Source organism: Shewanella sp. H8 (assembly GCF_040285065.1).
In the GTDB taxonomy this organism is placed as follows: domain Bacteria; phylum Pseudomonadota; class Gammaproteobacteria; order Enterobacterales; family Shewanellaceae; genus Shewanella; species Shewanella polaris.
In genome coordinates this window covers 482,502-509,398 of the sequence record NZ_CP157213.1, presented here as the reverse complement: position 1 = coordinate 509,398, position 26,897 = coordinate 482,502, and the positions used below count along the sequence as shown (strand labels likewise).

Sequence of the window (26,897 nt, the reverse complement as noted above, 5' to 3'; positions counted from 1 at the left end):
GTAGACTTTCACCACTTAACAGTATGGATTAAGCGTGTTTGAATGTTTTATTGCAGTATTCACTACTTAAGCGAGACATAATAATGCACAATAACGTTAGAATTTTATTAGCCACTACCGCACTCTTTTTTACGGCTCAAATGTTACCCATGACGGTATCGGCAAACTCAGGTTGCGCCTTTGAAAAAGATCAAGAAGGCTTTATTGCAACATGTGGCAAAGAGGAACAAGAAGTGATTTTAACCGGCGTAATCCAACCGCAAACTCTGACTACCGAATTACCTGGCTATGCCGAAGGCTTTGCTGATTATAAAGTAGATACAAAAGCAATAGATGCACTAAAAGCCATTAACGTACCAACGAATATTGTTGTTATTATTGGTACTTGGTGCCCTGATTGCCATCGTGAAACACCACGTTTTATGCGTATTATCGAAGCCGCAGCTAACCCAAATATTCAAATTGAGTATATTGGTGTAGATCGTAACAAACAAGATCCTGATGGACTTGCTGCAAAATATGCATTTAGTCGAATTCCGACCTTTATTGTTAAACAACAAGGTAATGAACTTGGCCGTATAGTTGAGCGCCCTACAACAACATTAGAAAATGATTTAGTTGAAATCTTAAAATAATGATTATCTAAATTTAGTTTAATGCTATTAATACGAACATAAAAAAATAGGTCGCCAGAGCGACCTATTTTTATGTTATTTCGGCCGCTGCCATTATATTGATATTTTTCCTGCAGCAACACGGTCAGCTAATAGTTGTAATACACCTTCACGAAGTGCGCCACCAGCAAGATGTAAATGACTAATGGACAAGCTTTCAAACAATGCCATTAATATCACTACGCCGGCAGCAAAAGTCGGTGCTTGTTCTGCATTTAGACCTTTAATACTCGTAAGTTGACCATCCACTTGCGATAAAATCTCATCGCGAAATGCATACAAAATATCAAGAGTAATCACTTCCGGACAATGTCTATGCTGTAATACTGAGACTACTGATTGAACAACTCCAGAAGCCCCAACAACACTTTGCCAACCTAAATCCAATAATTGGGTACGATGTTCGGCTAAAACAGTATTTACATAACCAACAGCCTGTTCAAAATCGACTAACTGCAGTGGAATTTGATTAAAGAAGCGTTGATTAAACAACACACAGCCCATTGGCAAACTGGCTTTAAACAATACTTGATTACCATCACCAACAATAAACTCGGTACTCGCGCCACCAATATCAATCACTAAACGGCGTCCCTCACCTTGTGTTGTCGCAACCATACCTTGATAAATAAGTTCAGCTTCACGTAACCCCGAAATGACCTCAATTTGATGCCGTAAAATAGGCATAGCACGTTGATGAAATTCATCTGCATTACGAATAAGCCGTAACGTCGCAGTAGCAAATACAGCGACATTATCAGTATCAATATGATGTTGAGTTAGCATGTCAGCAAACATAGCTAAACAGTCTAAACCACGCTGCATGACATGTTCAGACAAGATACCATCGTCGCCTATACCTTCGGCAAGGCGAACTTTACGCTTATATTTAGCGATAACGGTAGGCTTATTGCCTACCGTGTTAGCCACTAACATATTAAAACTGTTAGATCCTAATGTTATCGCCACATAGGGTTGAGAGACAGTTAACAATGGCATTGACTATGGTCTACGAGTCCTATGACGTGGAGGGCGTGAATTGCTACCACCACTACGATGTGCGCCTTTGCTTCCACCGTCTCGGCTACGAGATGTTGGAGGCTTACGATGAATACGCACTGGAGGCGGAATATCATCTAAAAGAGCATCACGATCATAATTAGACACAGGAATTGAATGGTTAATATAAGTTTCAATTTCAGGCAAATTCAGTGCGTATTCTTCACAAGCAAAACTCACTGAAACGCCTTTCTGTCCCACACGACCTGTTCGGCCAATACGGTGGACATAATCTTCACAATCATCTGGTAAATCATAGTTATATACGTGTGACACATCAGAAATATGTAACCCACGAGCAGCGACATCTGTTGCCACTAAAATATCTATTTCACCTGATGTAAATTGCTCAAGAATGCGAATACGTTTCTTCTGAGGTACATCACCAGTTAATAAGCCAACTCGATGACCGTCACCTTCCAAATAAGACCACAGTTTTTCGCAGCTGTGTTTTGTGTTCGAAAACACAATCGCTTTTTCTGGCCAATCTTCTTCAATTAGGCTCAGCAATAAACGCATCTTGTCTTCCATCGATGGATAAAAAATCTCTTCTTTAATATTTTTAGAGGTTTTTTCCAATGGTTCGATTTCAACTTTTTCAGGGTCGTTCATATGGTCATAAGCTAATTCCTGCACTTTCATTGAAAGCGTGGCAGAAAAAAGCATATTTAATCGAGACTTAGCATCAGGCATTCTGCGGAATAAAAAGCGAATGTCTTTAATAAATCCGAGGTCGAACATACGGTCTGCTTCATCAAGCACGACGGCTTGAATGTGGCTTAAACTGATCACACCCTGACGTACGTAATCGATAATACGTCCGGTAGTACCAATCAGAATATCAACACCTTTATCTAAAACAGCACGTTGAGTTTCATAGCTTTCGCCGCCGTAAACAATACCGACTTTTAATCCAGTGTGTGCTGCTAATAGTTTGGCATCTTTAGCAATTTGTATTGCTAACTCGCGTGTTGGCGCCATAATAATAGCGCGAGGTTCAGTTGCTTTACGCCCCTCAGGTGCAGCAACATTAAGTAAGTGGTTAAACGTGGCTACTAAAAAGGCCATGGTTTTACCTGTACCGGTTTGGGCTTGTCCGGCAATATCTTTTGCATTAAGTAAAATGGGTAACGATAACGCCTGAATTGGCGTGCAAAACTCAAACCCATTTTCGTTTAATGCCGCGAGTATTTCGGGCTTTAAAGGAAAATCGGCGAATTTCTGGGTCGACAAATGTGTTTGGCTCATAGCAAAAGCATACCTATAAGGGTTGCAAAAAAAGATTCGATCGTTTGAAATAGCTACATTACTAAAACGGTCTCTTGAAAAGCTATTTAACTGACCCAATATACATGGTAAGCCATTAATAAACTAGCAATGGAACCAAATCTGGAGAACAACATGAGCGATAAAATTGTATACCTAAGCGATGACAGCTTTGAAAACGACGTATTAAAGTCTGAAACACCTGTATTAGTCGACTTTTGGGCTGAATGGTGTGGTCCTTGTAAAATGATTGCCCCAATCCTAAACGACGTTGCTGACGAGTATGCAGATAAATTAATCGTTGCAAAACTCAACGTTGACCAAAATAATGTTTCACCAGCAAAATATGGCGTACGTGGTATTCCAACATTGCTAATGTTCAAAGGTGGCGAGCTAGTGGCAACTAAAGTGGGTGCACTATCTAAAACCCAACTTAAAGAATTCATTGACGCTCAAATCTAAATACACACTTAAATCTAGACATAAATAGTCTAGAAATGTTAAATGGCACAAGTTTTAAACAATTTGTGCCATTTTTAAATTTTATTTCACCTAAATTTCTGGACGCCTCCGCCATAAAGTGCTAATTTATTCATCAGATTTTTTCATTTAACTCCTTCTCGCTTATCAATCATAAAATTTCTTTCTACCTCGCTGATTGATTGCGGTAAGCTTCGTCGCGCAATACAAGACTCCCATACACATGAATTTAACAGAATTAAAAGACACGCCAATTTCGGATCTAGTTTCGCTTGCTGAAAGTATGAACCTGGAAAATATGGCTCGTGCCCGTAAACAAGATATCATCTTCTCTATTTTGAAAGCTCACGCTAAAAGCGGAGAAGACATCTTCGGTGGCGGTGTATTAGAAATCCTCCAAGACGGTTTTGGATTTTTAAGAAGTTCAGATGGCTCATATCTTGCGGGTCCTGACGATATATATGTTTCACCAAGCCAAATCCGCCGCTTTAATATGCGAACGGGTGACAGCATTTTTGGGAAAATCAGGCCACCTAAAGAAGGCGAAAGATACTTTGCACTACTGAAAGTCAGTGAAGTTAACTTTGATAAACCAGAAAGCTCTCGCAACAAAATCCTGTTTGAAAACTTAACCCCACTACACGCTGAAGAACGTCTTCGTATGGAACGTGGTAACGGTTCAACAGAAGACATTACCGCTCGTATTCTTGATTTATGCTCACCTATCGGTAAAGGTCAGCGTGGTTTGATTGTAGCGCCGCCAAAAGCGGGTAAAACACTATTACTGCAAAACATTGCTCAAAGTATTTCCCATAACAACCCAGATGTGGTGTTAATGGTATTGCTTATCGATGAACGTCCTGAAGAAGTAACTGAAATGCAACGCCTTGTAAAAGGTGAAGTGATTGCGTCTACATTCGATGAACCAGCCAGCCGTCATGTTCAAGTGGCCGAAATGGTTATCGAAAAAGCAAAACGTTTAGTTGAGCACAAAAAAGATGTTGTCATTTTACTCGATTCAATTACTCGTTTAGCCCGTGCCTACAACACCGTAATCCCTTCATCGGGTAAAGTGTTAACTGGTGGTGTTGATGCCAACGCATTACATCGTCCTAAGCGCTTTTTCGGTGCTGCACGTAACATTGAACATGGTGGCAGCTTAACTATTATTGCTACAGCCTTGGTAGATACTGGCTCAAAAATGGACGAAGTTATTTACGAAGAATTTAAAGGTACTGGTAACCAAGAGTTACACCTTTCTCGTAAAGCGGCAGAAAAACGTGTATTCCCTGCGATTGATTTCAACCGCTCTGGTACTCGTCGTGAAGAAAAACTAACGACAACAGATGAGCTTCAGAAGATGTGGATTTTACGCAAAATCCTACATCCAATGGATGAGGTTTCTGCAATGGAATTCTTAATCGATAAATTGGCAATGACCAAAACTAACGAAGAATTCTTCACGGCAATGAAACGCGCTAAGTAATTTTTAACTTAACCGCAAAAACATTACAAAAATGCCGCTAATTTAGCGGCATTCTTATATGTATATCACGGTTACTAACCAAAGCCATGCCTAGAATCTAGAGCGGACTTCGTCCTGATAGTAGGCTTCGCTGCTATAAAAGCTTTAGCTTGTATCGTCTGTAGCTGCGTAGCGCTCTAGCATCTAGCAGTCTCGAGCCTTTCCGCTTATCATCGCTTGTATCACTCTACCGCTAGTGGCCAAACTTCCCGCTTTTAAAGCTTTAGCTTGTATAGCATCTAGCAGCGAAGCTGCTCTAGCATCTCGTAGTCTCGAGCTTTTCCGCTATACTGCAGCCATTTTCCGGCGTAGATACGCTATCTGTTTCATATGCGGTAAATCTTTCGGACAAGTATCTTGGCAACCAAGTAACGTCATACAACCAAACACACCATCTTGATTACCTATCACATGGTAAAAATCATCAGCGGTTCGAGTATCACGACTGTCTAGTTCAAAGCGGGCAATTTTCATCAAGCCAACTGCACCGACAAACGTGTCACGCATTTGCTTAGTTGCACAGGCAGAGACACATACCCCACACTCCACGCATCGTTCTAACTCATAAAGCTTGGTTGCTTCTTCTGGTGACATAGGTGTTTCAATGCTATGAATGTCATTGTCGGCACTATTAGGATGTAACCACAGCGCTAAACGCTCAGATAATTCCCGCATAAATTTACCGGTATTTACCGACAGATCGCCAATCAACTCAAAGCCAGGTAATGGCATCAATTTAATATGTCCATCTGGATAATTAGCGGTTAAGGTTCGACAAGCTAACGTAGGAAAACCATTGATCACCATCGCACAACTGCCGCAAATACCCGCGCGACAAACAAAATCAAATTGTAGCGATGGGTCTTGTGTTTCACGTAGTTGATTCAACGCGATAAACACCGTCATACCGGGTGCTTCTGTTAAGCTGTAAGTCACCATTTTAGGTTTGTCGCCAGGCTCTTGCGGGTCATAACGAAAAATTGAAAAAGTTAACGTGCGTGCTTGGCTCATATTACTTTTCTCCAGACTCAGCGTCGGTTTTAGCTAAAGTATCAGTGAATCGTTGATTACGTGGTTGATATTCTTCAGGTAGCTCAAAAGGCATTAATGCAGCTTGCTTGGCATACCTATCAGCATCGTCACCTAATTCAGCTAAAATAGCTTCAACCTGTTGCTGACGTTTTTGGGTATCAGGATGAGCAATCGCATTATCAACACCATAGCCTCGATAACCAGGCGGTAATTCCATTCGCATCACATCAAGGGCTTCATAGCTCATTTCAGGTCGTAAACTATTAGCATCTGGCCAACTTGTTAAGGTACGGTTCAACCAGTCTTGGTCATTACGCTGTGGAAAATCTTCACGAGAATGCGCGCCCCTACTTTCGGTACGAGCAAGCGCCCCGCATGCAACGGTCACAGCTACTTTCAACATCCGTTTGACGCGTAACGCTTCAACTAATTCAGGATTTGCATGGCGTTTTTTACACTTTAATCCGAGGTTTTTCGAACGATCAAGCAGTTCAGTTAATTGGTTAACAGCCAGTTCAAGTTCAGGACCATTACGGAAAATTCCAACGTAATCCATCATAATTTTTTGCATTGCAGCTTTAAGTTTAAATGGATCTTCTGTTCCTTCACCCTCAATAAGCTGATCAACTTCTGTTTGTAACTGCTTACCAAACTGGGCGATTAAATCGGTATCAACGACCAAATTATTTTGCTCACCAAAGTCAGCAACATACTTACCGATAATCATTCCGCCAACAACCGTCTCAGCTAGGGAGTTGCCACCGAGTCGATTAAAGCCGTGCATATCCCAACAAGCAGCCTCTCCAACACTAAACAGCCCTGATAATTGCGGGCTTTCGCCATTGGCTTTAGTACGAATACCGCCCATAGAATAATGTTGTGTCGGTCGAACAGGAATCCAATTTTTAACCGGATCAATACCAAGAAAGTTCTCACAAATCTCTTTAACTTCACGCAAATTGGTATCAATATGCTTTTGACCTAATAAGGTAATATCCAGCCATAAATGTGGCCCATAAGGGCTATTTACGCCTTTTCCTTTACGCATATGTTCGGTCATTCTACGTGATACAACATCTCGCGAAGCCAGTTCTTTTTTCTCTGGTTCATAGTCGGGCATAAAGCGGTAACCGTCTTTATCACGCAGCACACCCCCATCTCCACGGCAACCTTCCGTCGTTAAAATACCAACCGGAACAATAGCCGTAGGGTGAAACTGTACCGCTTCCATATTACCCAATGTCGCGATGCCGGTATCTAATGCCAACGCTTGACCAATACCCTCACAAATAACGGCATTGGTTGAAACAGAATAGATACGTCCGTATCCGCCTGTTGCAATAGTGGTAGATTTGGCGATGTAAGCGCGCAATTCACCCGTGATTAGGCAGCGAGCAATGACACCATGGCAACGCTCACCATCATGAATAAGTGATAATGCTTCCATACGTTCATGTACCGGAATACCTAACGAAATAGCTTTATTATCGACTGCATACAATAATGAATGACCGGCACCGTCTGCTGTATAGCAAGTACGCCACTTTTTGGTACCACCAAAATCACGCGCATTGATGAGTCCATGAGCAGCTTCAGCTTCAGTGATAGTTACTTTTTCTGCATTAACAATAACTTGTCGATCGCCTTTGGTTACTCGTGTCCAAGGAACGCCCCATTGAGCTAACTCTCTTACCGCTTTGGGTGCACAGTGAGCAAACATTCGAGCTACATCTTGATCGCAGCCCCAATCGGAACCTTTTACCGTATCTTGAAAATGGATATCTTCATCATCACCAGCACCTTTTATGGTATTGGCTAAACTGGCTTGCATTCCGCCTTGGGCTGCTACTGAATGAGATCGTTTCGCAGGGATAAGCGATAATACCAAGGTATCAAGGCCACGCTCTTTTGACGCTATCGCGACACGTAATCCTGCTAATCCAGCGCCGACAACCAAGGTATCTGTATAAATAATTTTCATTTCAATTCCTTATAACGTCGACACGTATGGCACTACAGGTAATGATAAAGAATGGCCAATAGCAATATAAGTCAGTAAGCTCCCCACCCCCAATACCATTAAATATGCCAACAACACTTTAGCAAATTTGAGTAAGGCAAAACGTTGTTCCACTAAGCCCCATTTCACCACGACCCGATATAAACCAAATACGGCATGTAACGCAACTACAGGTAATAGCAACACATATAAAATCCATGCATTAAAGTGATATACCCGCTCAGCGGAAAGATGTGGACCAATTTCAGGATTAGTTATCATGGTGAATAAATGCGGTGGCACCAAAAAGAACAACAAAAAACCAGTGATCATTTGCCAAAACCAAATTTTGGTGTCTTCATGAGGTAAAAAACGCATTTGCTTGCGTAATGCACGCCATTGGCCTATTTGAGTAGGGAAACGACGTAATGCAAATACCGCGTGAATAATCACGACTAATAATATTATGCTGGAAAAAATTTGTGTAATTAGCGGATAACCATGTCCCGTCTCACTAAATATTCCACCTTCAAGAATCTGACCCACCTGATAAAAGGCCTCTTTACCAATTAAAATACTCGACTCAAAATGCAAATGCATCAGCAAAAAGAGACCCAGTATTACACCCGACAGACTTTGTAACTTATCCGCTCGAGAAGCCCAAATAGGATTAGAAAACCCTTTATCTGTATTGACAATGCTGTCGGCTTTTTCTTGCATTGAATTCGTAGCCATAAATAATCATATCCTGTAGGCACAATAGTAAGGTGTAACCATAACAAGAGTTTTTAAACAGCGGCATTGAACAATAATCAAACCGTGATAGTCCTCACCCACTATTAAGCTGTTGTTAGAAGCTGATCACACAAAGAACAACATAAAAATTCAAACAAGATTAGTACTTAAGGAAATACAACGATGGCAAATCGGTAGATAATTCAATTTGAGGATAAAGACCATATTAAAACCAATAAACACTCACCGAGACGAGCATCTTAAAATAACTTGGGTATAATAAGCGTCAATTTGATATTACTTTTACCACAGTTAGGAAAATTCCATGGCTTGGATCCAATTACGAATTCACACTCATCGCGATAATGCAGATATGCTTGGCGACTTATTAATGGATCAAGGTTCTCTTTCCATCACTTACGAAGATGGCCAAGATGAACCGATTTTCGAACCAAAGCTAGGTGAAACCCCTCTGTGGCAAGACACCGTAATGATCGCATTATTCGATGCTGGTACAGACTTAGCACCAACAATCGAATTTTTAGAATCTATGCCATTCTTAGGTAAAGATTTTAGCCATAAAATCGAGCAAGTCGAAGATAAAGACTGGATACGCGAATGGATGGACAGCTTCCATCCAATCAAGTTTGGGCAACGTTTATGGATATGCCCTAGCTGGCGCGAGATTCCAGATCCGACCGCAGTTAACGTTATCCTCGATCCAGGATTAGCGTTTGGTACTGGCACCCATCCTACCACTGCCTTATGTTTAGAATGGTTAGACAGCCTTGAACTATCAAACCAAGAAGTTATCGATTTTGGTTGTGGTTCAGGCATCTTGGCCGTCGCAGCTATCAAGCTAGGTGCTAAGAAAGTCACTGGTGTTGATATTGACTATCAAGCCATTGATGCTTCAAAAGCCAATGCAGAACGTAATGATGTGGTCGATAAACTGTCATTGTATTTACCAGAAGATCAACCCGCTAATCTACAAGCAGATGTCTTAGTCGCCAATATTCTTGCCGGTCCATTAAAAGAGTTGGCACCATTGATTGCTGAAAAAGTGAAAATAGGCGGCAAACTAGCACTATCGGGTTTATTACGTGAACAAGCTCAAGAAGTATCCGATTTTTACAGCCAGTGGTTCATTATGGATCCCGTATGTAACAAAGAAGATTGGAGTCGCTTAACAGGAATACGTAAATAGCCTGCTCGCCCTCAAACGCACTCAATTCAACCTCCAATTGAGTGCGTAATTTCGCATTTACAAGCCATTAACATAGGGTGTTAGAACAGGTATATATAAAAAAGTCTCCCTACAACTCGCACCAGTACTCAAAAATAGCCAAAAAAATGTTATTTATTAGTCAAAGATGTGACGGCTAATAAAAGTCAAGCAAAAAAGTTGCATTTAGGTCATTTATTGACCTTTTCACAGCGGCAAAAAAGGGCTACTATAGCGCCCCTTTGAAGAGCAAGGTGAAGTTCGCAATGCAAATTGGCCCGTATCAACTGTCTAATCAGCTGATTGTCGCACCAATGGCAGGTGTCACCGATCAGGCCTTCCGGAATCTCTGTTTACGCTATGGCGCAGCTTTAGCCGTATCAGAAATGCTTTCATCGAATCCCGATGTTTGGGATAGCGACAAAAGCCGCCAGCGCATGACGCATTCTGGTGAGGAAGGTATACGCTCTGTACAAATAGCAGGTGCTGATCCTGATTTAATGGCTAACGCTGCCAAGTTCAACGTTGAACAAGGCGCACACATCATTGATATCAATATGGGTTGCCCAGCAAAGAAAGTGAACAAAAAGTTTGCTGGTTCAGCGTTAATGCAAAGCCCCGACTTAGTAAAAGAGATTTTACAAGCTGTGGTAACCGCAGTCGATGTGCCTGTAACGTTAAAGATCCGTACAGGTTGGGAGCCTGAACATCGTAATGGTGTTGAAATAGCCCAAATTGCTGAAGATTGTGGCATTGCCTCGCTCGCCGTTCATGGCCGAACCAGACAATGCATGTACAAAGGCTTTGCCGAGTACGACACCATTAAAGCGATTAAACAGACTGTCTCAATTCCTGTTGTCGCCAACGGGGACATCGACACACCGGAGAAGGCCAAGTTTGTACTTGACTACACCGGCGCAGATGCCCTGATGATAGGAAGAGGTGCACAAGGAAGGCCATGGATTTTTAAAGAAATCCTACATTACCTGGAAACAGGTAAAAAGTTAGCGCCAATTAAGGCAGAAGAGCAATGCACAGTGATGCTTGAACACCTTAAGAAACTTTACAACTTATATGGCGAGTACAAAGGTGTCCGATTTGCTAGAAAGCATGTCGGGTGGTACCTAAACCTTGAGGAACAGCGCCAATTTCGTGCTGACTTCAATCGGCTTGAAACCGCTGCCCAGCAACATTCCCTCGTAGAATGTTATTTTGATGAATTAGTTTAGAATTTAATAAAGAGCAGAATAGAATGTTTGATCAGACAACTAACACAGAAGTTCACCAGCTTACCGTAGGCAAAATTGAAACAGCAAACGGCACTATCAAGCCGCAGTTATTACGAGACGCAGTAAAACGTGCAGTAACTAACTTCTTCTCTCAGTTAGACGGTCAGGAAGCTTCTGAAGTATATGAAATGGTATTGAGCGAAGTTGAAGCGCCTTTACTAGACATCATCATGCAACACACTCGTGGCAACCAAACGCGCGCTGCTAATATGTTAGGTATCAACCGTGGTACTTTACGTAAAAAATTGAAAAAATATGGCATGAACTAGACCTAGCGTCTAAGTGATTGTTATAAAACGGGCTTACCAGCAACGGTAAGCCCGTTTTACTTTCAAACCCAGTGATGATCCGACTCAATAATCCACTCAAGATCCTACGGTAAGCATTTTACTTACATTAGAAAATATCACCCCTCTACATATCTTTCACACACAAACCTAAGTATTGTTTGTCATCATCTTGGCTTTTAATGTTTGCATCTGTAACACTAAAAACGAATTAACCTAATTAAAAAAATAAAGTAACCTATATTCATTTTACTTTTATGCAATAAAGCATCATTCGCTCATTTAGCCGTTATTTACAATATTCACCCTCGACATTAAACCAAGGAAATATGCATGCTTCGTCCACTATCATTCGATTTCATGGCGTCAACATTGGGTCAAACTCAATGTCAGTCAGCCAACTCATTACTGAATCGATTATGTTTAGGACCTTTATTATTCGTGGGTGCAGTATTAAGCAGTTCTGCAATGGCCAATCCAATTAATGTTAACGCTGTAACTACTGTCCCTGTTATCACTAACGCTGCCCTTACCAATTCAGTTAATCAAGAGACTATTGCTTCTTTACCTCAAGCTGTCAGTAATAATGCTGTCGCACTAGTTCACAGCAATGGTCAAAGCTATTTACTCAGTTTTATGGGAATAGGCCAAGGAAAAACCAATAAAGAGGTTCACAACCTTGCCTGGGCTTTATCACTAAGCGCAGAAAGTGCCCAGTGGAAATCGATTGCTGCAGTACCCCATGTTGCTCCGTTAGCAGGCCGACTGGCATCCATTGCGATTGGTATTAATGATAAAGCCTACATTTTCGGAGGCTACACTGTCGCCGAAAATAATGATGAAATAAGCACGGTAGACAATTATCAATATTCGATTAGCACGAATCAATACACTCGGATTGCCGACATGCCTGTTGCTGTTGATGACACAACCGCAGCCAAATACCAACAGCGCTACATTTATTTGTTTGGTGGTTGGCACAATGATGGCAATGTTAATCTAGTCCAAGTATACGACACTAAAACAAACTCTTGGGCGCAAGCTAGCCCTATCCCAGCGCCGGCGGTATTTGGTCAAGCGGTTGGTATTGTGGGTAATCAATTGGTGTTGTGCGATGGCGTAAAAGTACAAGCCAATATCAATGCACGCCGCAGTTACCAAGCATCACCAGTTTGTTTGTATGGTGAGATCAATCCAGATAATCATTTACGTATTGATTGGCAATTGCTACCGCATTATTCAGTCTCCACTCATATAAAGACAAGCAAACCTCAGACAACTGAATCAAGTAACAACCAATTAAGCACAAACACAACCGAATCAAATTCGTTAATAACTGCCACGGCACATTACCGCATGGCAGCAACTGGGATTAACACAACAGCTGGCGGCGAAATTGTATTCTTAGGCGGTAGCGATAATCCTTACAACTATTCTGGTATGGGTTATAACGGTCGCCCGAGCGAACCTAATTCGTACGGTTATCGTTTCGACCTAGCCACTAAGCAATGGTTAACGCCATTTGAACTATCGCAACCAAGTATGGATCACCGTGGCGCTGTGTGTTGGCAGCATAATTTTCTACGTGTTGGCGGCATGCTTGAGCATCAACACGTTAGCCAACAAGTGCTCACAACCCCACTCAATACAGACCAGTCATGTACCCAATAAGATATAAATTCACGAGAAATATGTGAGCCAGATAACAGAACATCTACGAGTAAATTGAGCTGAGATAAAGATGTACATAATATACATGTACATTATGTGCATCTTTGGAATAACCATGCAAATCCCCCAAGCAACTGAACAGTTATCACAAATATCACTGGTTGAATTAATCGATCATATTGAAGCAACCCACCATGCATATATCCGTGAAACAGCGCCATTATTGATTGAATACACTGAAAAAATGGTTCGTGCTCATGGTGAAGAACATGACGAAATCAAACCACTGGCGTTATGTGTACGCGAGTTAATTGATGAGTTAATACCGCATTTGATGAAAGAGGAGCAGATCCTGTTTCCAGCAATTAAATCGCTCAGCTTAGGTCAACCGGTAAACGGCTGTTTTGGTCATATTGGCAACCCTATTAACATGATGCTGCATGAGCATGATAATGCCGACCTTATGCTTAACACTATTCGTAGCTTAACTAATGACTACACTATTCCGGCAGGCGTTTGCCACACATGGCAAGCTTGCTATCGTACATTAGCTGAATTTGATGCCGATTTACAAACTCATATAGATGTTGAAAATACCTTATTGTTCCCAAAAGCTTTAGCGCTATAACCCCCACCTGTTTATCCCCATTTTAGAAGCATCTTCGATTGAATCTCAACGGATTTGCTTCCTTTTTTTAGCAAAATTTCATACAGTAACATTGATGCCTATAAGACAATATGGAGCTTAAATGTCAGCTGATTACTATCCAACATTCGCCCTAGACGACATAGCTAATTTGCATGAATCTGCCCAAGTTGAATTTAAATTAGCAGGTGGACGAGACGGTAATGGAACCTTACCCGAAGGCATGTGGGAAAGTTATAGCGCATTTGCTAACACCTTAGGTGGTGAAATAATTCTAGGGATAAAAGAACAACAAGGGGAGTTTACAATTGAAGGGATTGTGAATCCCATGCCAATGCTCAGTGAAATTTGGCAAATATTACAAAATCCACAAAAAATTAGTCACAATATTTTAGCGCCAACAGATGTACAAATTATTGAAATAATGGCTAAAAAACTGATCCGCATCCATGTGCCCTGCGTCGACGTAAAACTCCGACCTATTTATGTCGGTACCGATCCTTATAGCGGCACTTACTTTCGTGTAGGTGATGCCGATATGCATGCTAGTCGCGAGCAAGTAGAGCAAATGAGCTTAAAAGCCGGTATCGATCTCAAGCTAAAGCAACTGAAGCAGTAAATCCAATTGGTTAATCTCGATATGCGGTAATACCGATTGCGCCTTTTTATGCCGTTGCTGCATACATGGGTTTAACCACACACTTTGACACCCCGCCATTTTAGCGCCAGCAATATCAGACAATGGATGATCGCCCACATGTAATAAGGCCGACGGCCGAATATCTAACTGTCGACAAGCAAGAGTAAACATATCGGTTGAGGGTTTCATTTTAACCCCATGACCAGGATGTAACACAAATTGCATCACGTCATCTAAGCCAATACGCTGAGTGTCGACATTGCCATTTGTGATGCCAATAAGCGGATACTTTTGCCCTAAACGTCGCAGCAGTGCCATGACATTTTGGTCAATGGTGAAATTACTACGATGGTGATGAAAACACCTCATCCCCTCTTGCGCCCCTTTGCTGGCTTCAATCTCACTATAGCCAAATTGTAAAAGAGCTTGATACAACATAGCATAACGTGCCGCAGTGGTGTCATGCGCTAACTCTGGGTGTTGCGCAAATAATGCATGTTTGAATTGCTGCCATTGTGTTGCATCCCATAAAGCCGTAGCTGGGTAAGTTTGATTGATTAACCTAAAAAGTTGCTCACTGGCATGCATTACATAAGGAAAGTTATTGTAAAGAGTGTCATCTAAATCAAAACTAATCGCGCTAAACGGTTGTAAGCGTTGATACTGGATCATCGAAGCTTTAGGCAATGTCATTATTTCCCCCTGTTTTTTTTCGCTCTTGGATGCGCGTTATCGTACACTTTGGCAAGGTGTTGAAAGTCTAAACTGGTGTATATTTGTGTGGTTGATAAGTTCGCATGACCAAGCAATTCTTGCACTGCTCGTAAATCTTGGCTTGATTCAAGCATATGAGTTGCAAACGAATGACGCAACTTATGCGGATGAACTTTTACCGCCATGGCTTGTTCTTGCCCCCACTTAGCCATACGCGCTTGAATACTACGATGGGACAATCGTTTGCCTTGGCTGCTGACAAATAATGCATCACCCGCTTGAGTACACGATAATTGATTACGGCAATTTAACCAGCTTGCTAAAGCATTTAACGCAAGCTTACCAATTGGCACAACCCGCTGTTTACTGCCCTTACCCATCACCTTAACTTCGCTTTGATCAAACTTGATGTCAACGCAATCTAAACTAGCTAATTCAGCTAAACGTAAGCCACTTGAATAAAATAACTCCATAATGGCTTTATCGCGCAAACTCAAAGGATCATCCCCCTCTATAGACAATAAATGGCTAATCGCATCCACATCCATGTTTTTCGGTAGGGGTTTATTTTGTTTTGGCGCACTTAACGTATGTGCAGGATTGACCGTTACGGCACCTTCGCGCAGTAAAAAATCGAAAAACTGTTTTAGGGCAGACAAACACAAAGATAATGATCGAGGACTCAACCCTTTACGGTGTAAAGTGGCCAGCACAGATTGTAGTTGATCACGACTGACATCGATGAGATTGGTTGATTCAGCCAATATGGCTTCAACTCGACGCAACTCAAACATGTAGTTACGCACAGTATAAGCTGAGAGTTGTCTTTCTGAGGTCAAATGTTGGCTAAAGATCGTTTGCCAGTCTCTAGGCTTCATCAAGGTACTCCAAGATTGTAACGAATCAGGCTGTCACCATTTAAGTCTATTTAATTGGTAAAAATACTAATATCAAACAAGACACTATGATGTTTCGTCTCGGGCTAAGCAAAATGATTTAACCTTGAACTTTTACATTACATTTTGATATCAACATCTCAAACTAGAATGGCTACAAATGAGTAAACTAAGCCATGTTTCCTTAGATAATAAATTGGCTTTAACGATTACAGTTGCGGCAACATATGGTCTAACAAACGACGTAATTGACTAAATAATAACGAATCCATATCAGGATGGAAATGGGTTGGATCTTTACTGGCAATAGCAAATATCACTTGGCCATTTTCATCAGATAATTTAGTTAATGCCACAGAACCGACTTCACTACCAAACAAACGTTTGGATTCTGATTGGGTTAACCGACCAAAGTAATAACCACTCTGAACTCGATGACGCCAAATATTAGCTAATTCACTATCGATATCGTGCACCGTAATCAACCTGACATGACTAAAGCCAAACTCAGTTTTTAACCCTTCTGACAACACTAAGCGCAGTTCACCTAAATCTTGACTAGCAAGCATTTTAAACGATAACTCAGTATTAAATTTGAATATTCTCTCATTATGAGTCGCAATATTCATTAGCGAGGTAATTTCTTCTTCGAGCTGGCTAACGCGTTGACGCAACAGTTCTTGTCGGCGTTCAACTAATGATACAGCGCCACGTTCCGCATGGGGTACTCGCATAGCCACTAATAGCTCGGGATAACGATTAAAAAAATCGGGATTATCCAATAAGTATTCACGGATCAACATTTCATCAAATGGCGCTTGCTGCAAATTAGCCATCATGTCGACAGCCAGATCTTGGCCAATAGAATTAATGTCTTTTGCTTGTGCACTACTCACCGTATCGTCAGCGGTTTCATCTGCCACTTTATTTGTCAAACTGACTCCTGAGGTAATCTCACTCATAGTTGTATTTGCCCGTCATATACGTGTTCTGCCGGTCCGGTCATCCACAAAGGTTTCCCCTCTCCTTCCCAGTTGATCAATAAACTGCCGCCAGGTAAATCAACTCTAACCTGCTTATTAAGCTTATCTTGTAACTGTCCAACTGCTGCAGCAGCACAAGCTCCTGTGCCACAAGCTAAGGTTTCTGCCGCACCACGCTCATATACCCGCAATTTAATATGCCCTGGTGTGATAACTTGCATAAAACCGACATTTACGCCTTTAGGGAAGCGCTCGTGACGAGTCAACATACTGCCAATGTCATCAACAGCAACGGTTTGCACATCTTCAACCTCAATGACACAGTGTGGATTGCCCATAGAAATGGCACCACATAAATAAGTTTGCATTGGGGTTTGTAGTAAATATGTTTTTTCGCTTTTTTTAGCTTTAAACGGAATTTGGCTTGGTTCGATAATGGGTATACCCATATTGACGGTCACATTGCCATCACGCTCTATCCGTAAGGTAATTTTGCCTGAGTTTGTACTCACGCGAATTTTATTCTTTTGAGTTAAGCCTTTATTTCGAACAAAACGAGCAAAACAGCGGGCGCCATTACCACACTGTTCAACTTCACTGCCATCGGCATTAAAAATACGATAATGGAAATCTAAATCTGGATCGTAAGGTGGCTCAACCAACAATAATTGGTCAAAACCAATGCCAAAATTACGATCGGCAAGACGGCGGATTTGCTCAGGCGAAAAAAACACATTTTGTGTTACGCCATCAACGACCATAAAATCATTACCCAGTCCGTGCATCTTAGTGAAATGGATCACAAAAGTTTCCTTATAAAACATTATGCCGATAGCTTATTGCCTATGGCAATAACTGTTCGCCTTGCCAAAGTTGTTCTAGCGTTTCACGTTGACGCACAACCAGGTCTTTATTTCCATCAACCATCACTTCAGCCACACGAGGTCGTGAATTATAATTAGATGACATAGCAAAACCATAAGCGCCACTTGAACGAACCGCTAATAAGTCGCCTGTTTTTACGGCTAACTGTCTGTCTTTACCCAAAAAGTCACCGGTTTCGCATACAGGTCCTACAATATCATAAGCAAAGGTTGGTGCATCATTTTGTTGTACAGGAATAATATTTTGCCATGCGCTATAAAGCGACGGACGAATAAGATCATTCATTGCACCATCAACAATCGCAAAGCGTTTATCACTGTTTTCTTTTAGGTAAAGCACTTGAGTGACAAAAATACCTGCATTAGCAGCAATGGCACGACCCGGTTCAAAAATTAACTTCAACTTACGCCCATTTAATCGATCGAGTAATGCTGCGGCATATGCGTCTGGATGTGGCGGGGTTTCATTGTTGTACGTCACACCTAATCCGCCACCCACATCAAAATGTTCAATCTCAATACCCTGCTCGCCTAAACGGTCTATCAATGCAAGCATACGGTCCATCGCATCTAAAAATGGCTTTATTTCGGTAAGCTGAGAACCAATATGGCAATCTACACCTTTTACATGTAAATGAGCGAGTTCAGCCGCACGAGCAAAAACCACTTCGGCCTCGTCCATGGCAATACCAAATTTATTTTCTTTAAGACCTGTCGAAATATAAGGATGAGTACCAGCATCTACATCGGGATTAATGCGTAATGAAACAGGCGCAACTTTACCTAAACGGCCAGCAACATCATTAAGCTGTTCAAGTTCAGCGCTCGACTCAACATTAAAACAATAAATGCCAATATTCAGAGCTTGCTCCATTTCAGCAACTGTTTTACCTACACCTGAAAAAACGACTTTTTTAGGATCGCCGCCTGCTTTTAATACTCGTGACAGTTCACCGCCAGAGACAATATCAAAACCACTGCCTAAACGGGCTAACACATTTAATACTGCAAGGTTTGAATTCGCCTTCACTGCATAACAAATAAGGTGCGGATGCTCGGCCACTGCATTATTAAATGCATGCCAATGGCGCTCTAACGTGGCACGAGAATAAATGTACAGCGGTGTACCGTGAGTTTCGGCCAGTTTTGCTACATCGCAGTCTTCTGCGAATAGTGAATTATTTTGATATGAAAAGTAATCCAAAATGCGGTCCCTTATAAATGCTATTCTTGTTGTGAAATTGAGGGTTTAGAGTCGATAACCTCAGTTTGCCTCGGCACATCAATGCTGGCAGGTTTGGGGGCGACTTTATTGACCACAGGCTCAGGGGATTTATATAAAACCCCTTTTTGACCACATGCGGTTACGACTAGGCTAGCAAGCATAATAAATAAAAGCAGTCTCATTTTTCTCAACATCTGTGCATCTAATGAATAATGGTCTTATAATCGCATTCATAACGCAGAAAGCAAAGGATAGAAATACATGGCTATGACAGATACTGAGTTTCATCAATTAGCAGATGAAATGTTTGGCAAGATAGAAAACGCGGTAGAAAAAGCAATTGATGAGCAAGATGCCGATGTTGATATCAATGCAAGCGGCAATGTTTTGCAATTATCTTTTGAAGATGGTTCGCAAATTGTTATTAATAAACAAGAACCACTTCATGAAATTTGGCTTGCCACTAAATCCGGTGGTTACCACTTTAATTACGCTGACAAGAAATGGCTAGATACTCGTAACAGTATAGAGTTTATGCCTTTTGTAATTGATGCAATCAATAAGCAAAGTGGAATCATGCTCGAGATTAATGCATAAATTATAATAACTTAGTCTGTAATAACTTAGGGTTTCATAATGATTTAGTTTATGGCAGTGGTTTAATTTGTCACCGTGGTTTATACGACCATTAGATGAGTTAATGAGTTGGGCTTGTGCTTAAAATGCTGAGCCCATTTCATCTACTGACAAACCAAACGGTATTACAGTCAGTTTGTCCTCAATAAGCACAAGTTGAAAAAACTGCGGCATATTAAAAACAGGCTTATTTTGTTTTTTTGCATCAAAAACGTATAAATGACTTTCTTTAGCCACGACGTCCTCAATATTTGTGTCTAAATATTGCAAATGCTCAAGCTGGTTATGCTCATTTGCGATAAATACATCAAGAATTTCATTCTGTTCATGTAAAAAATACTGTTTGGCTCCCTTAACAATAAATTGTTGGATTACCGACGGGGCACTCGAATAAGGATCATCAGTTAAATTAGGTTGCGGCAACATGTAAGCTTCATGGCTCTTATTCAGGGTGGTAGAGTCATTTTTACGGTACATCATCCCCAAAGAATTAAAATACATATTATATTGCTGATTACCTATTCTTATGGGGTGCATCAATGTATTTGTCTGATTGACCTTCTTCATTAATCCATAGCAACGTAACAATAGGGTTTTAAGTTGATTGAATATCTGCTGCTTGAACTTTTCCGAGCAACTAATAATGGATAAATCAACTTGTTCGTTTGAACGTTTTAACCCCAAAATAATAAATGAAATGGCTTCTAATAATGCTGTCCGACCATCAAACCGATGGCTTTGCCATTCACCCCAACTGTTTAAACTCACGATTGCAACCGATGACAACATACTTCGCTTAGTTTGACCTAGCGATAAAATATTAGTATTGACATAATCCACCATCACTTCTTGTCCCTGCCATTTTACCGTAGGATCACCATCCATATTGGTAATTAACACTATTTTTTGATAGCACCATGGTTCGCATAAATCACGCTTAGAAACAGTAGGGACATGATGCATGATAGGGATTAATTTACGTGTAAGGTAACCAAGCTTGCCTGAGCGTTTACTACTGCTACCGACTTGAGACCAATGAGTTTCTGCCGTAGCTATTCCATTCATCACCGCCCACGCAACTAGGCTACATATACTTTCAGCATCATGTATTGCGTGATTGTCAAAAGCATTTTGTTGATGACGGCTATCAGCGTAAAACTGCTCCATTTTGTCGTACGGTTGGCGATACAAATAAAACCGCAATGTTTTTGTGCAATAGCGGATCGTTAATGATTTTTCAGCAGTTGATAAACTCCATAACCGATTAAGAGGCTGTAATAAATGGTCATCATCACTAAAATAAGTGTGTAATTTACGAGCCAATAAACCTAACTCTTCAACCCGCATACGATCACTTAACGTTTGTTTAGAGGCAAATTTTAATAAATTTTTGTAGCTAACCAGCAATAATTCACTAAGTTGTTGGTTGAACCATTTTAATTGGCCGGCATGCCAATTAGCATTATTGTCCAATATTGTAATGAGCTCGTGGCTCCATTGCCATTGTTGAACCAGGCTTTTAATTTTTTCAACTCGCCAGTCTGTTGAGCTTTGGGTTGATAAACTCGACAACTTGATTCCAGACTTTAAGTAAAAACAACGTCTGATAATTTCTAAACGATTGTTATCTTCCTGAGCAATCAAGTAAGTTTCAATACGTTTAAAAAGTAATAAATAAGCATCGTTATCAACACTAAAATCTTGTTGTTGACAATATTGCCAAATTTGTTGGGTTATTAACGTGGTGTTGGGATATTCAGAGGCATAAACTTCTAGCAATAAGACTTTTAACAAAGCTTTATGCGGTTTATTCAATCCCTTATACAATTGCCATAATGAAGCACCAAAATATTCAGTTGCAGGCAGCGAGTTAACATCACCAAGATACAGTAAGTTGGCATTAGTCTCAGTAATTTGGCTATTAGCGTCTGGCCACCAGGCAACGACTTTGCCGGCCAATCTAATATGAGTGCGGTAAAACTCTTCTAACAACAACCAATGTTGGCTACTACCACTATTTTCTAATCCTACAGATTGGCAATTATCATATGCGCTGCATTCTCTAAATTGCATCGGATGAACAAGATAAATATTCACCTCAAAGTCATAACCTGCAAACCAGTCACTGATCAGTTTATTTTTATATTCAATTAACTTTAGTTGCGCTTGAGTCAGGTTACTGTTGTAAACCAGCCAGATATCAATATCACTTTGCGAATTTTGTCCAAAACTGGCGGTACTTCCCATGGCATAAACGCCTTCGAAAGCAGCAGTATTCGATTGAATAGTTTTTGGTTCTATGGCTATTTCTGGAATAGGTAAACCCAAAGCATTACAGGCTGCATCTACGGTATTTGACAAGGTAAAATCGTGGATACCGCAAGGCGTGACAGGATCAATAATACCAGGCACATCTATCTGATTATGGTGAATTAAAAGAGGAATAATATGAAATAGATTCTGCTGCAAATCAGGCAGAACATCAAGTGTTCTAGCCAATCGAATGCTATTTAATTTTTCAGTTAACTCCTGATGATTATTTACCATTTTATCGGTCAAAACTACGTTTCCTTGTATCCTTTGGCTAAAGCAAATTCTTAGTAACAAATTATGTTAAATCACTAGCGATTTACGAGTTTTTCCCGTTCTAGATCACATATTTATTAAAATAGTGATCATCGTAGCATTTATTTTTAATTTCGCCAGCCATAAATTAACAATATAAATCTAAAATAAGCCCTACAGACTTCAAACAATTAACATCGGCTTATTACATCCAAGCTTAAGCGGTGATAGCATTAAGCTAATAAGCTATCTGACTTGGATCTACTACTTATGTCTGAAAATGTAATTCGTATTGCAACACGTAAAAGCCCACTTGCAATGTGGCAAGCTGAATTTGTTAAAGCAGAGCTTGAACAAATTCATCCAGGACTAACCGTTGAGTTATTACCAATGAGCACTAAAGGTGATGTCATTTTAGATACTCCTTTGGCAAAAGTGGGTGGTAAAGGTTTGTTTGTCAAAGAACTCGAAGTGGCGATGCTTGAAAACCGTGCCGATATTGCGGTGCATTCAATGAAAGACGTACCAGTCGATTTTCCTGACGGATTAGGTTTACAGGTTATTTGTGAACGCGAAGATCCACGTGATGCTTTTGTATCAAACAGCTACAAATCTATCAGCGAATTACCTCAAGGCGCAGTCGTTGGCACATCAAGCTTACGTCGTCAGTGCCAAATTAGAGCTGCTCGCCCAGATTTAGTCATTAAAGACTTACGCGGCAATGTCGGCACCCGTTTAGCTAAATTAGACGGTGGTGACTATGATGCGATTATATTAGCGGCCGCAGGGTTAATTCGTTTAAAACTCAGCGATCGTATTGCCAGCTTTATTTCTGCTGAAGAATCGTTGCCTGCCAATGGTCAAGGTGCTGTTGGTATTGAATGCCGTACAGATGACGAACGTGTCAAAGCATTATTAGCACCGCTTGAACATTTAGAAACCCGTTATAGAGTCCTTGCAGAAAGAGCAATGAATACCCGTCTTGAAGGTGGTTGCCAAGTGCCTATTGGTGCTTTTGCTGAAATTAACGGTGACAACTTAACCTTACGTGGGTTAGTGGGTAATCCAGATGGCAGCCAAATTATCAGTGGTACTGTCTCGGGTTTGAAAACCGACGCAGTTGCACTTGGCGAGTCTCTCGCAGAAGATTTACTCAGTCGCGGCGCTAAAACTATTTTAGATGCTGTGTATGCCAGTTAATCTTTTGTCATTAAGATAACAAGCCATGAAAGTCTTGCTAACGCGCCCACAAGGGCGCAATCAAGCAATGGAAGAGCAACTCTCATTTCGAGACGTTGCTTATCTTGTTACTCCGCTATTAACCGTTGTTGCAACCACTGAACAACTCGACCCAATCAGTTTAAACAACACCGACAACTTACTGTTTATTAGTACCAATGCGGTGGATTTTGCTGCGCAAAAACTTCAGCAACAATTTCCTACTCATTGCCGTTATTTTGCGGTAGGTCAGGCAACAGCCGACAACTTAGCTCAATATCAAATTAACGCTTTTACCTCACCCGAAATAAGCCAAGACAGTGAAGGCTTATTGTCACTTCCCCAATTACAAGACGTCGATAAACAAACTTTTATTATTATCCGTGGAGTCGGTGGTCGGGAAACCTTAGCGGAACAATTAACAGAGCGAGGCGCATGCGTTAAGTACTGGCAAGTATATCAACGAACCGTGCCAACATTAGATAGACACGATATTTGTCAGCAATGGCAAACCTTCGGTATTGATACCATTGTCGTGACCAGCGGCGAAATATTATCCAATTTAGTTGACCTTGTACCAAAAGAATCATTTGCATGGTTACGCGCATGTCATATCATAGTCCCCAGTAATCGCGTCGAATTACAAGCAAAAGCAATAGGGTTGAGCCATATTACCAATGCAAATGGAGCAAATACTCAGGCGATACTAACGAGTCTTGCGCTATAATTTGTTATTGTATTGTTATATTGCATCGACACGCATTTATTAATATTGCTTTTATTGGTTGTATTTTTGCTTTCAAGGACTGTTCATGGAAAACAATAAAAAAGATTCAAATTCGCCAGCACATCAGGACGAGAAAGTCATTTCTCCTGCGCCAAGCCCAGTTGAAAAACCAACTCAGGCTAAAAAAGGCAATGTGACCAACCAACTATCTTCTGGCAACAAAACGAATAATGATCAGTCAAATTCTTCCGAAAATGCTTCTAATCGCCAACAGAAAGCCAAACTTAGCTCATGGTGGATCCGTCTTGGAGTATTATTCAGTTTAATAGTGGCAATTATTGCTATTGGCGCTTGTTATTGGCTCTATTTACAGCTTGATCAACAAAGCAATGGCCAAACTCAGTTGGGACAAAATATCTCTGAGCAGGTAAAACAAAATAAATCGCTAAAATATGAATTACAGCAAACTGCTATAGCAACCAGTAAACGTATTACGACATTAGAGCAACAACAGCTAAACGATACTAAAGCTTATGCAAAATTAGCCGAGTTACAACAATCAAATAAACTATTACAAGAACGTGTTGCAGTTATCGCCCAACGTAGCCCCAATCATTGGATGGCATCAGAAGCTGAATACCTAGTGCGCATGGCTGGCCGGAAACTATGGTTAGAGAACGACCCTCAAACCGCAATCGGCTTATTACAGTCTGCAGATGAGCGTATCAGTGCGATGAAAGATCCTGCATTGACCGGATTACGTAAAGCGTTAGCTGATGATATAACCAAAGTGAAGGCATTAAAAACCACCGATATAACTAATACTATTTTCGACTTAGATACCGTTATTGATAACTTAACTTCGTTACCGTTAAATCGTGCTGATGAAAATTTTGCTGAAAACCAAAATACTCAGGCAGTAACGGATTCAATTGACGACTGGCAACAAAACTTATCACGTACATGGCATGATCTAACCGATGGTTTCATCACTATCCGTAAACGAACAACTGATTTAGAACCATTATTATCACCAGAGCAACAATGGTATTTAGTTGAAAATATCCGCAATAAATTGCTACAGGCACAATTAGCCCTGTACCGATTTGATCAGGTCAATTACAAACAGTCTATTACCTTGGCAGACAAATGGTTAAAACAGTATTTCGATTTAACTAATGCTAAGACTAAACAAACGATTGAAGCTTTAGATAAGCTTGCCAAGGTTAAAATCGAAAAGATTACCCTCAATAAATTTCAAGCTTCACCTTTATTGCAGCAATTAGTCACCTATGGTGAAATCATGCCGACTGAGGAGCTTGCACAATGATTAAAACCTTAGTGTATGTGTTACTTGTCCTGGTAGCTTTATGCCTTAGCCCGCTCATTATTGGCCAAAGCGGTTATGTGTATATTGCTATTGGTGATTATCAAATAGAAACCAGTTTGGTAACTGGGGTTGTCGGGTTAATTGTGTTTTACTTTGCCCTGCAGTTGCTCGAATGGCTAATTATGTTGTTATTAAATATCATACTAAGTAGCCGATATCTCCCAGAACAGTGGCGCAGAAAAGCAGCTAAAAAACATACCTTAATCGGCGCTTTAGCATTAGCTGAAGAAGATTGGCCTGCTGCAGAAAAATCCATGGCAAAAGGTGCTGAAAAAGGTGAAATCCCATTATTAAATTTATTTGCGGCGGCAAGAGCTGCGCATTATCAAGATAATATTGCGGCTAGAGATCATTATTTAGCTCAAGCAGAGAAAGATCCTATAGCAAAAACTGCAGTCTATACTTCGCGTACTCGTTATTTATTAAAGCAAGGTGAACTGGCTAAGGCCCGTGAAGTACTCAATAAACTAAATCCAACAAGTAAAAGCAGTGCCCCAGTACTAAAGTTAGCTCAAGAGTTATACCAGCAACAACAAGATTGGCAGGCATTGAAATTATTGTTACCGACGTTGAAAAAGCGCCAATTATTAGCTGAAGCAGAGTACGAGCAATTAAGCACTAAAACCAACAGTATTTTAATGTTGAATGCAGCTAAGATTTCAGAAGCTGAGTTAAATAAGTGTTGGCATTGGTTAAGCAAATCGGAACGTAAAAAAGATGAATTATTAATAGCTTATGCTCATGGACTCGTTTTATATAATCATAAAGAGCAAGCAATAAAACTCATTAGTAAACAGCTTATCGCTTCGCCATCGGCGGCTTTATTTTCGGCAATACCGGATTTAATTAACGCACAAGATCAAGACGTGCGTAAATTGCTAATCAAATTAGAAACCACACATGAAAATGATGCCGACTATCAAATCTGTCTAGCCAAACTGGCTATGCAGCAACGTGACGCCAAGCAAGCTAAAATTCATTGGCAAAACGTATGTCGCATAGCACCAACGAATCAATCATGGCTAGCTTTAGCACAAGTTCAGGAACAACTAGGTGAAAACACTGCAGCCGCCCATAGTTATCGAAATGCGGCGAATACAATGTAATAATTCAATAATATTTCTGTATAAA

General features: G+C 40.7%; 25 protein-coding genes and 1 pseudogene. 14 read left to right on the top strand and 12 right to left on the bottom strand.

The window, feature by feature from the left end:
- Positions 1-83: 83 nt before the first annotated feature.
- Positions 84-635, top strand: a complete 552-nt coding sequence (locus tag ABIS04_RS02200; protein ID WP_350432455.1) for a thioredoxin family protein — start codon at positions 84-86, stop codon at positions 633-635.
- Positions 636-728: 93 nt separating this feature from the next.
- On the opposite strand, the gene ABIS04_RS02195 is transcribed toward ABIS04_RS02200, so the two are convergent.
- Both ABIS04_RS02195 and rhlB read right to left on the bottom strand, forming a co-directional pair.
- Complete coding sequence (locus ABIS04_RS02195) at positions 729-1,673, bottom strand: exopolyphosphatase (protein WP_350432454.1); 945 nt, start codon at positions 1,671-1,673, stop codon at positions 729-731.
- A 3-nt stretch (positions 1,674-1,676) separates the two neighbouring features.
- Positions 1,677-2,981, bottom strand: coding sequence for an ATP-dependent RNA helicase RhlB (gene rhlB, locus ABIS04_RS02190; RefSeq protein WP_140233183.1), 1,305 nt, complete (start codon positions 2,979-2,981; stop codon positions 1,677-1,679).
- 153 nt (positions 2,982-3,134) lie between these two features.
- Between rhlB and trxA the strand changes: the two genes are divergently transcribed.
- Positions 3,135-3,461, top strand: coding sequence for a thioredoxin TrxA (gene trxA, locus ABIS04_RS02185; RefSeq protein ID WP_137223355.1), 327 nt, complete (start codon positions 3,135-3,137; stop codon positions 3,459-3,461).
- 241 nt (positions 3,462-3,702) lie between these two features.
- Entirely contained in the window at positions 3,703-4,965 is a 1,263-nt protein-coding gene (rho, locus tag ABIS04_RS02180) for a transcription termination factor Rho (protein WP_137223357.1), read from the top strand.
- A 324-nt stretch (positions 4,966-5,289) separates the two neighbouring features.
- Here the strand turns inward: rho and ABIS04_RS02175 are convergent, their stop codons facing one another.
- The 3 genes from ABIS04_RS02175 to ABIS04_RS02165 are packed head-to-tail and all read right to left on the bottom strand — an operon-like array spanning position 5,290 to position 8,755.
- Complete coding sequence (locus ABIS04_RS02175) at positions 5,290-6,015, bottom strand: fumarate reductase iron-sulfur subunit (RefSeq protein WP_140233182.1); 726 nt, start codon at positions 6,013-6,015, stop codon at positions 5,290-5,292.
- Position 6,016: 1 nt separating this feature from the next.
- Positions 6,017-8,017: a fumarate reductase flavoprotein subunit gene (locus ABIS04_RS02170; RefSeq protein WP_350432453.1), complete on the bottom strand. Its 2,001-nt coding sequence runs from the start codon at positions 8,015-8,017 to the stop codon at positions 6,017-6,019.
- A gap of 9 nt (positions 8,018-8,026) precedes the next feature.
- Positions 8,027-8,755: a fumarate reductase cytochrome b subunit gene (locus ABIS04_RS02165; protein WP_167496068.1), complete on the bottom strand. Its 729-nt coding sequence runs from the start codon at positions 8,753-8,755 to the stop codon at positions 8,027-8,029.
- A 340-nt stretch (positions 8,756-9,095) separates the two neighbouring features.
- Here ABIS04_RS02165 and prmA point away from each other — a divergent pair, with 340 nt between their 5' ends.
- The 6 genes and pseudogenes from prmA (at position 9,096) to ABIS04_RS02135 (ending at position 14,507) form a co-directional block, all read left to right on the top strand.
- Positions 9,096-9,977 (top strand): 50S ribosomal protein L11 methyltransferase, encoded by an 882-nt coding sequence (gene prmA, locus ABIS04_RS02160; RefSeq protein WP_137223365.1) that lies wholly within the window; start codon positions 9,096-9,098, stop codon positions 9,975-9,977.
- Between the two features lie 284 nt (positions 9,978-10,261).
- Positions 10,262-11,224, top strand: a complete 963-nt coding sequence (gene dusB / locus ABIS04_RS02155) for a tRNA dihydrouridine synthase DusB (protein WP_137223367.1) — start codon at positions 10,262-10,264, stop codon at positions 11,222-11,224.
- Between the two features lie 23 nt (positions 11,225-11,247).
- The gene (gene fis, locus ABIS04_RS02150; RefSeq protein WP_011494902.1) at positions 11,248-11,553 is read left to right on the top strand and encodes a DNA-binding transcriptional regulator Fis; all 306 of its coding nucleotides are present in this window, start codon (positions 11,248-11,250) and stop codon (positions 11,551-11,553) included.
- A 351-nt stretch (positions 11,554-11,904) separates the two neighbouring features.
- Positions 11,905-13,242 (top strand): kelch repeat-containing protein, encoded by a 1,338-nt coding sequence (locus tag ABIS04_RS02145; protein WP_350432452.1) that lies wholly within the window; start codon positions 11,905-11,907, stop codon positions 13,240-13,242.
- 136 nt (positions 13,243-13,378) lie between these two features.
- Positions 13,379-13,870, top strand: a pseudogene (locus ABIS04_RS02140) (hemerythrin domain-containing protein); the annotation flags it as partial.
- A gap of 121 nt (positions 13,871-13,991) precedes the next feature.
- Positions 13,992-14,507: an ATP-binding protein gene (locus tag ABIS04_RS02135; protein ID WP_350432451.1), complete on the top strand. Its 516-nt coding sequence runs from the start codon at positions 13,992-13,994 to the stop codon at positions 14,505-14,507.
- Here ABIS04_RS02135 and ABIS04_RS02130 read toward each other — a convergent pair.
- From ABIS04_RS02130 to ABIS04_RS02105, 6 genes are all read right to left on the bottom strand, one after another.
- The gene (locus ABIS04_RS02130; RefSeq protein ID WP_350432450.1) at positions 14,487-15,221 is read right to left on the bottom strand and encodes an HAD-IA family hydrolase; all 735 of its coding nucleotides are present in this window, start codon (positions 15,219-15,221) and stop codon (positions 14,487-14,489) included. The two genes, ABIS04_RS02135 and ABIS04_RS02130, sit on opposite strands and share 21 nt — an antisense overlap.
- A complete protein-coding gene (gene xerC, locus ABIS04_RS02125) occupies positions 15,221-16,120 on the bottom strand; it encodes a tyrosine recombinase XerC (protein WP_350432449.1) in 900 nt (299 codons plus the stop codon). The genes ABIS04_RS02130 and xerC overlap by 1 nt, the downstream gene beginning before the upstream one ends.
- A 227-nt stretch (positions 16,121-16,347) precedes the next feature.
- Positions 16,348-16,974: a DUF484 family protein gene (locus ABIS04_RS02120; RefSeq protein WP_350433370.1), complete on the bottom strand. Its 627-nt coding sequence runs from the start codon at positions 16,972-16,974 to the stop codon at positions 16,348-16,350.
- Positions 16,975-17,096: 122 nt separating this feature from the next.
- On the bottom strand, positions 17,097-17,924 hold the full coding sequence (gene dapF, locus ABIS04_RS02115; protein ID WP_350432448.1) for a diaminopimelate epimerase: 828 nt from the start codon (positions 17,922-17,924) through the stop codon (positions 17,097-17,099).
- A gap of 40 nt (positions 17,925-17,964) precedes the next feature.
- On the bottom strand, positions 17,965-19,209 hold the full coding sequence (gene lysA / locus ABIS04_RS02110) for a diaminopimelate decarboxylase (protein WP_350432447.1): 1,245 nt from the start codon (positions 19,207-19,209) through the stop codon (positions 17,965-17,967).
- Positions 19,210-19,229: 20 nt separating this feature from the next.
- Complete coding sequence (locus ABIS04_RS02105; RefSeq protein WP_371833613.1) at positions 19,230-19,412, bottom strand: lipoprotein; 183 nt, start codon at positions 19,410-19,412, stop codon at positions 19,230-19,232.
- 79 nt (positions 19,413-19,491) lie between these two features.
- On the opposite strand from ABIS04_RS02105, the gene cyaY reads away from it, so the two are divergent.
- The gene (gene cyaY / locus ABIS04_RS02100) at positions 19,492-19,827 is read left to right on the top strand and encodes an iron donor protein CyaY (protein ID WP_350432445.1); all 336 of its coding nucleotides are present in this window, start codon (positions 19,492-19,494) and stop codon (positions 19,825-19,827) included.
- Positions 19,828-19,947: 120 nt separating this feature from the next.
- Here cyaY and ABIS04_RS02095 read toward each other — a convergent pair whose 3' ends face one another.
- Positions 19,948-22,425: a class I adenylate cyclase gene (locus ABIS04_RS02095; protein ID WP_350432444.1), complete on the bottom strand. Its 2,478-nt coding sequence runs from the start codon at positions 22,423-22,425 to the stop codon at positions 19,948-19,950.
- A gap of 276 nt (positions 22,426-22,701) precedes the next feature.
- Between ABIS04_RS02095 and hemC the strand changes: the two genes are divergently transcribed.
- The 4 genes from hemC to ABIS04_RS02075 all read left to right on the top strand — a co-directional run bounded on the left by hemC (position 22,702) and on the right by ABIS04_RS02075 (position 26,872).
- On the top strand, positions 22,702-23,631 hold the full coding sequence (hemC, locus tag ABIS04_RS02090) for a hydroxymethylbilane synthase (protein ID WP_350432443.1): 930 nt from the start codon (positions 22,702-22,704) through the stop codon (positions 23,629-23,631).
- A 25-nt stretch (positions 23,632-23,656) separates the two neighbouring features.
- Complete coding sequence (locus ABIS04_RS02085; RefSeq protein ID WP_350432442.1) at positions 23,657-24,376, top strand: uroporphyrinogen-III synthase; 720 nt, start codon at positions 23,657-23,659, stop codon at positions 24,374-24,376.
- Positions 24,377-24,461: 85 nt separating this feature from the next.
- On the top strand, positions 24,462-25,706 hold the full coding sequence (locus ABIS04_RS02080) for a uroporphyrinogen-III C-methyltransferase (RefSeq protein WP_350432441.1): 1,245 nt from the start codon (positions 24,462-24,464) through the stop codon (positions 25,704-25,706).
- Positions 25,703-26,872, top strand: a complete 1,170-nt coding sequence (locus ABIS04_RS02075; RefSeq protein ID WP_350432440.1) for a heme biosynthesis HemY N-terminal domain-containing protein — start codon at positions 25,703-25,705, stop codon at positions 26,870-26,872. Before ABIS04_RS02080 ends, ABIS04_RS02075 begins: the two co-directional genes overlap by 4 nt.
- Positions 26,873-26,897: the final 25 nt, after the last annotated feature.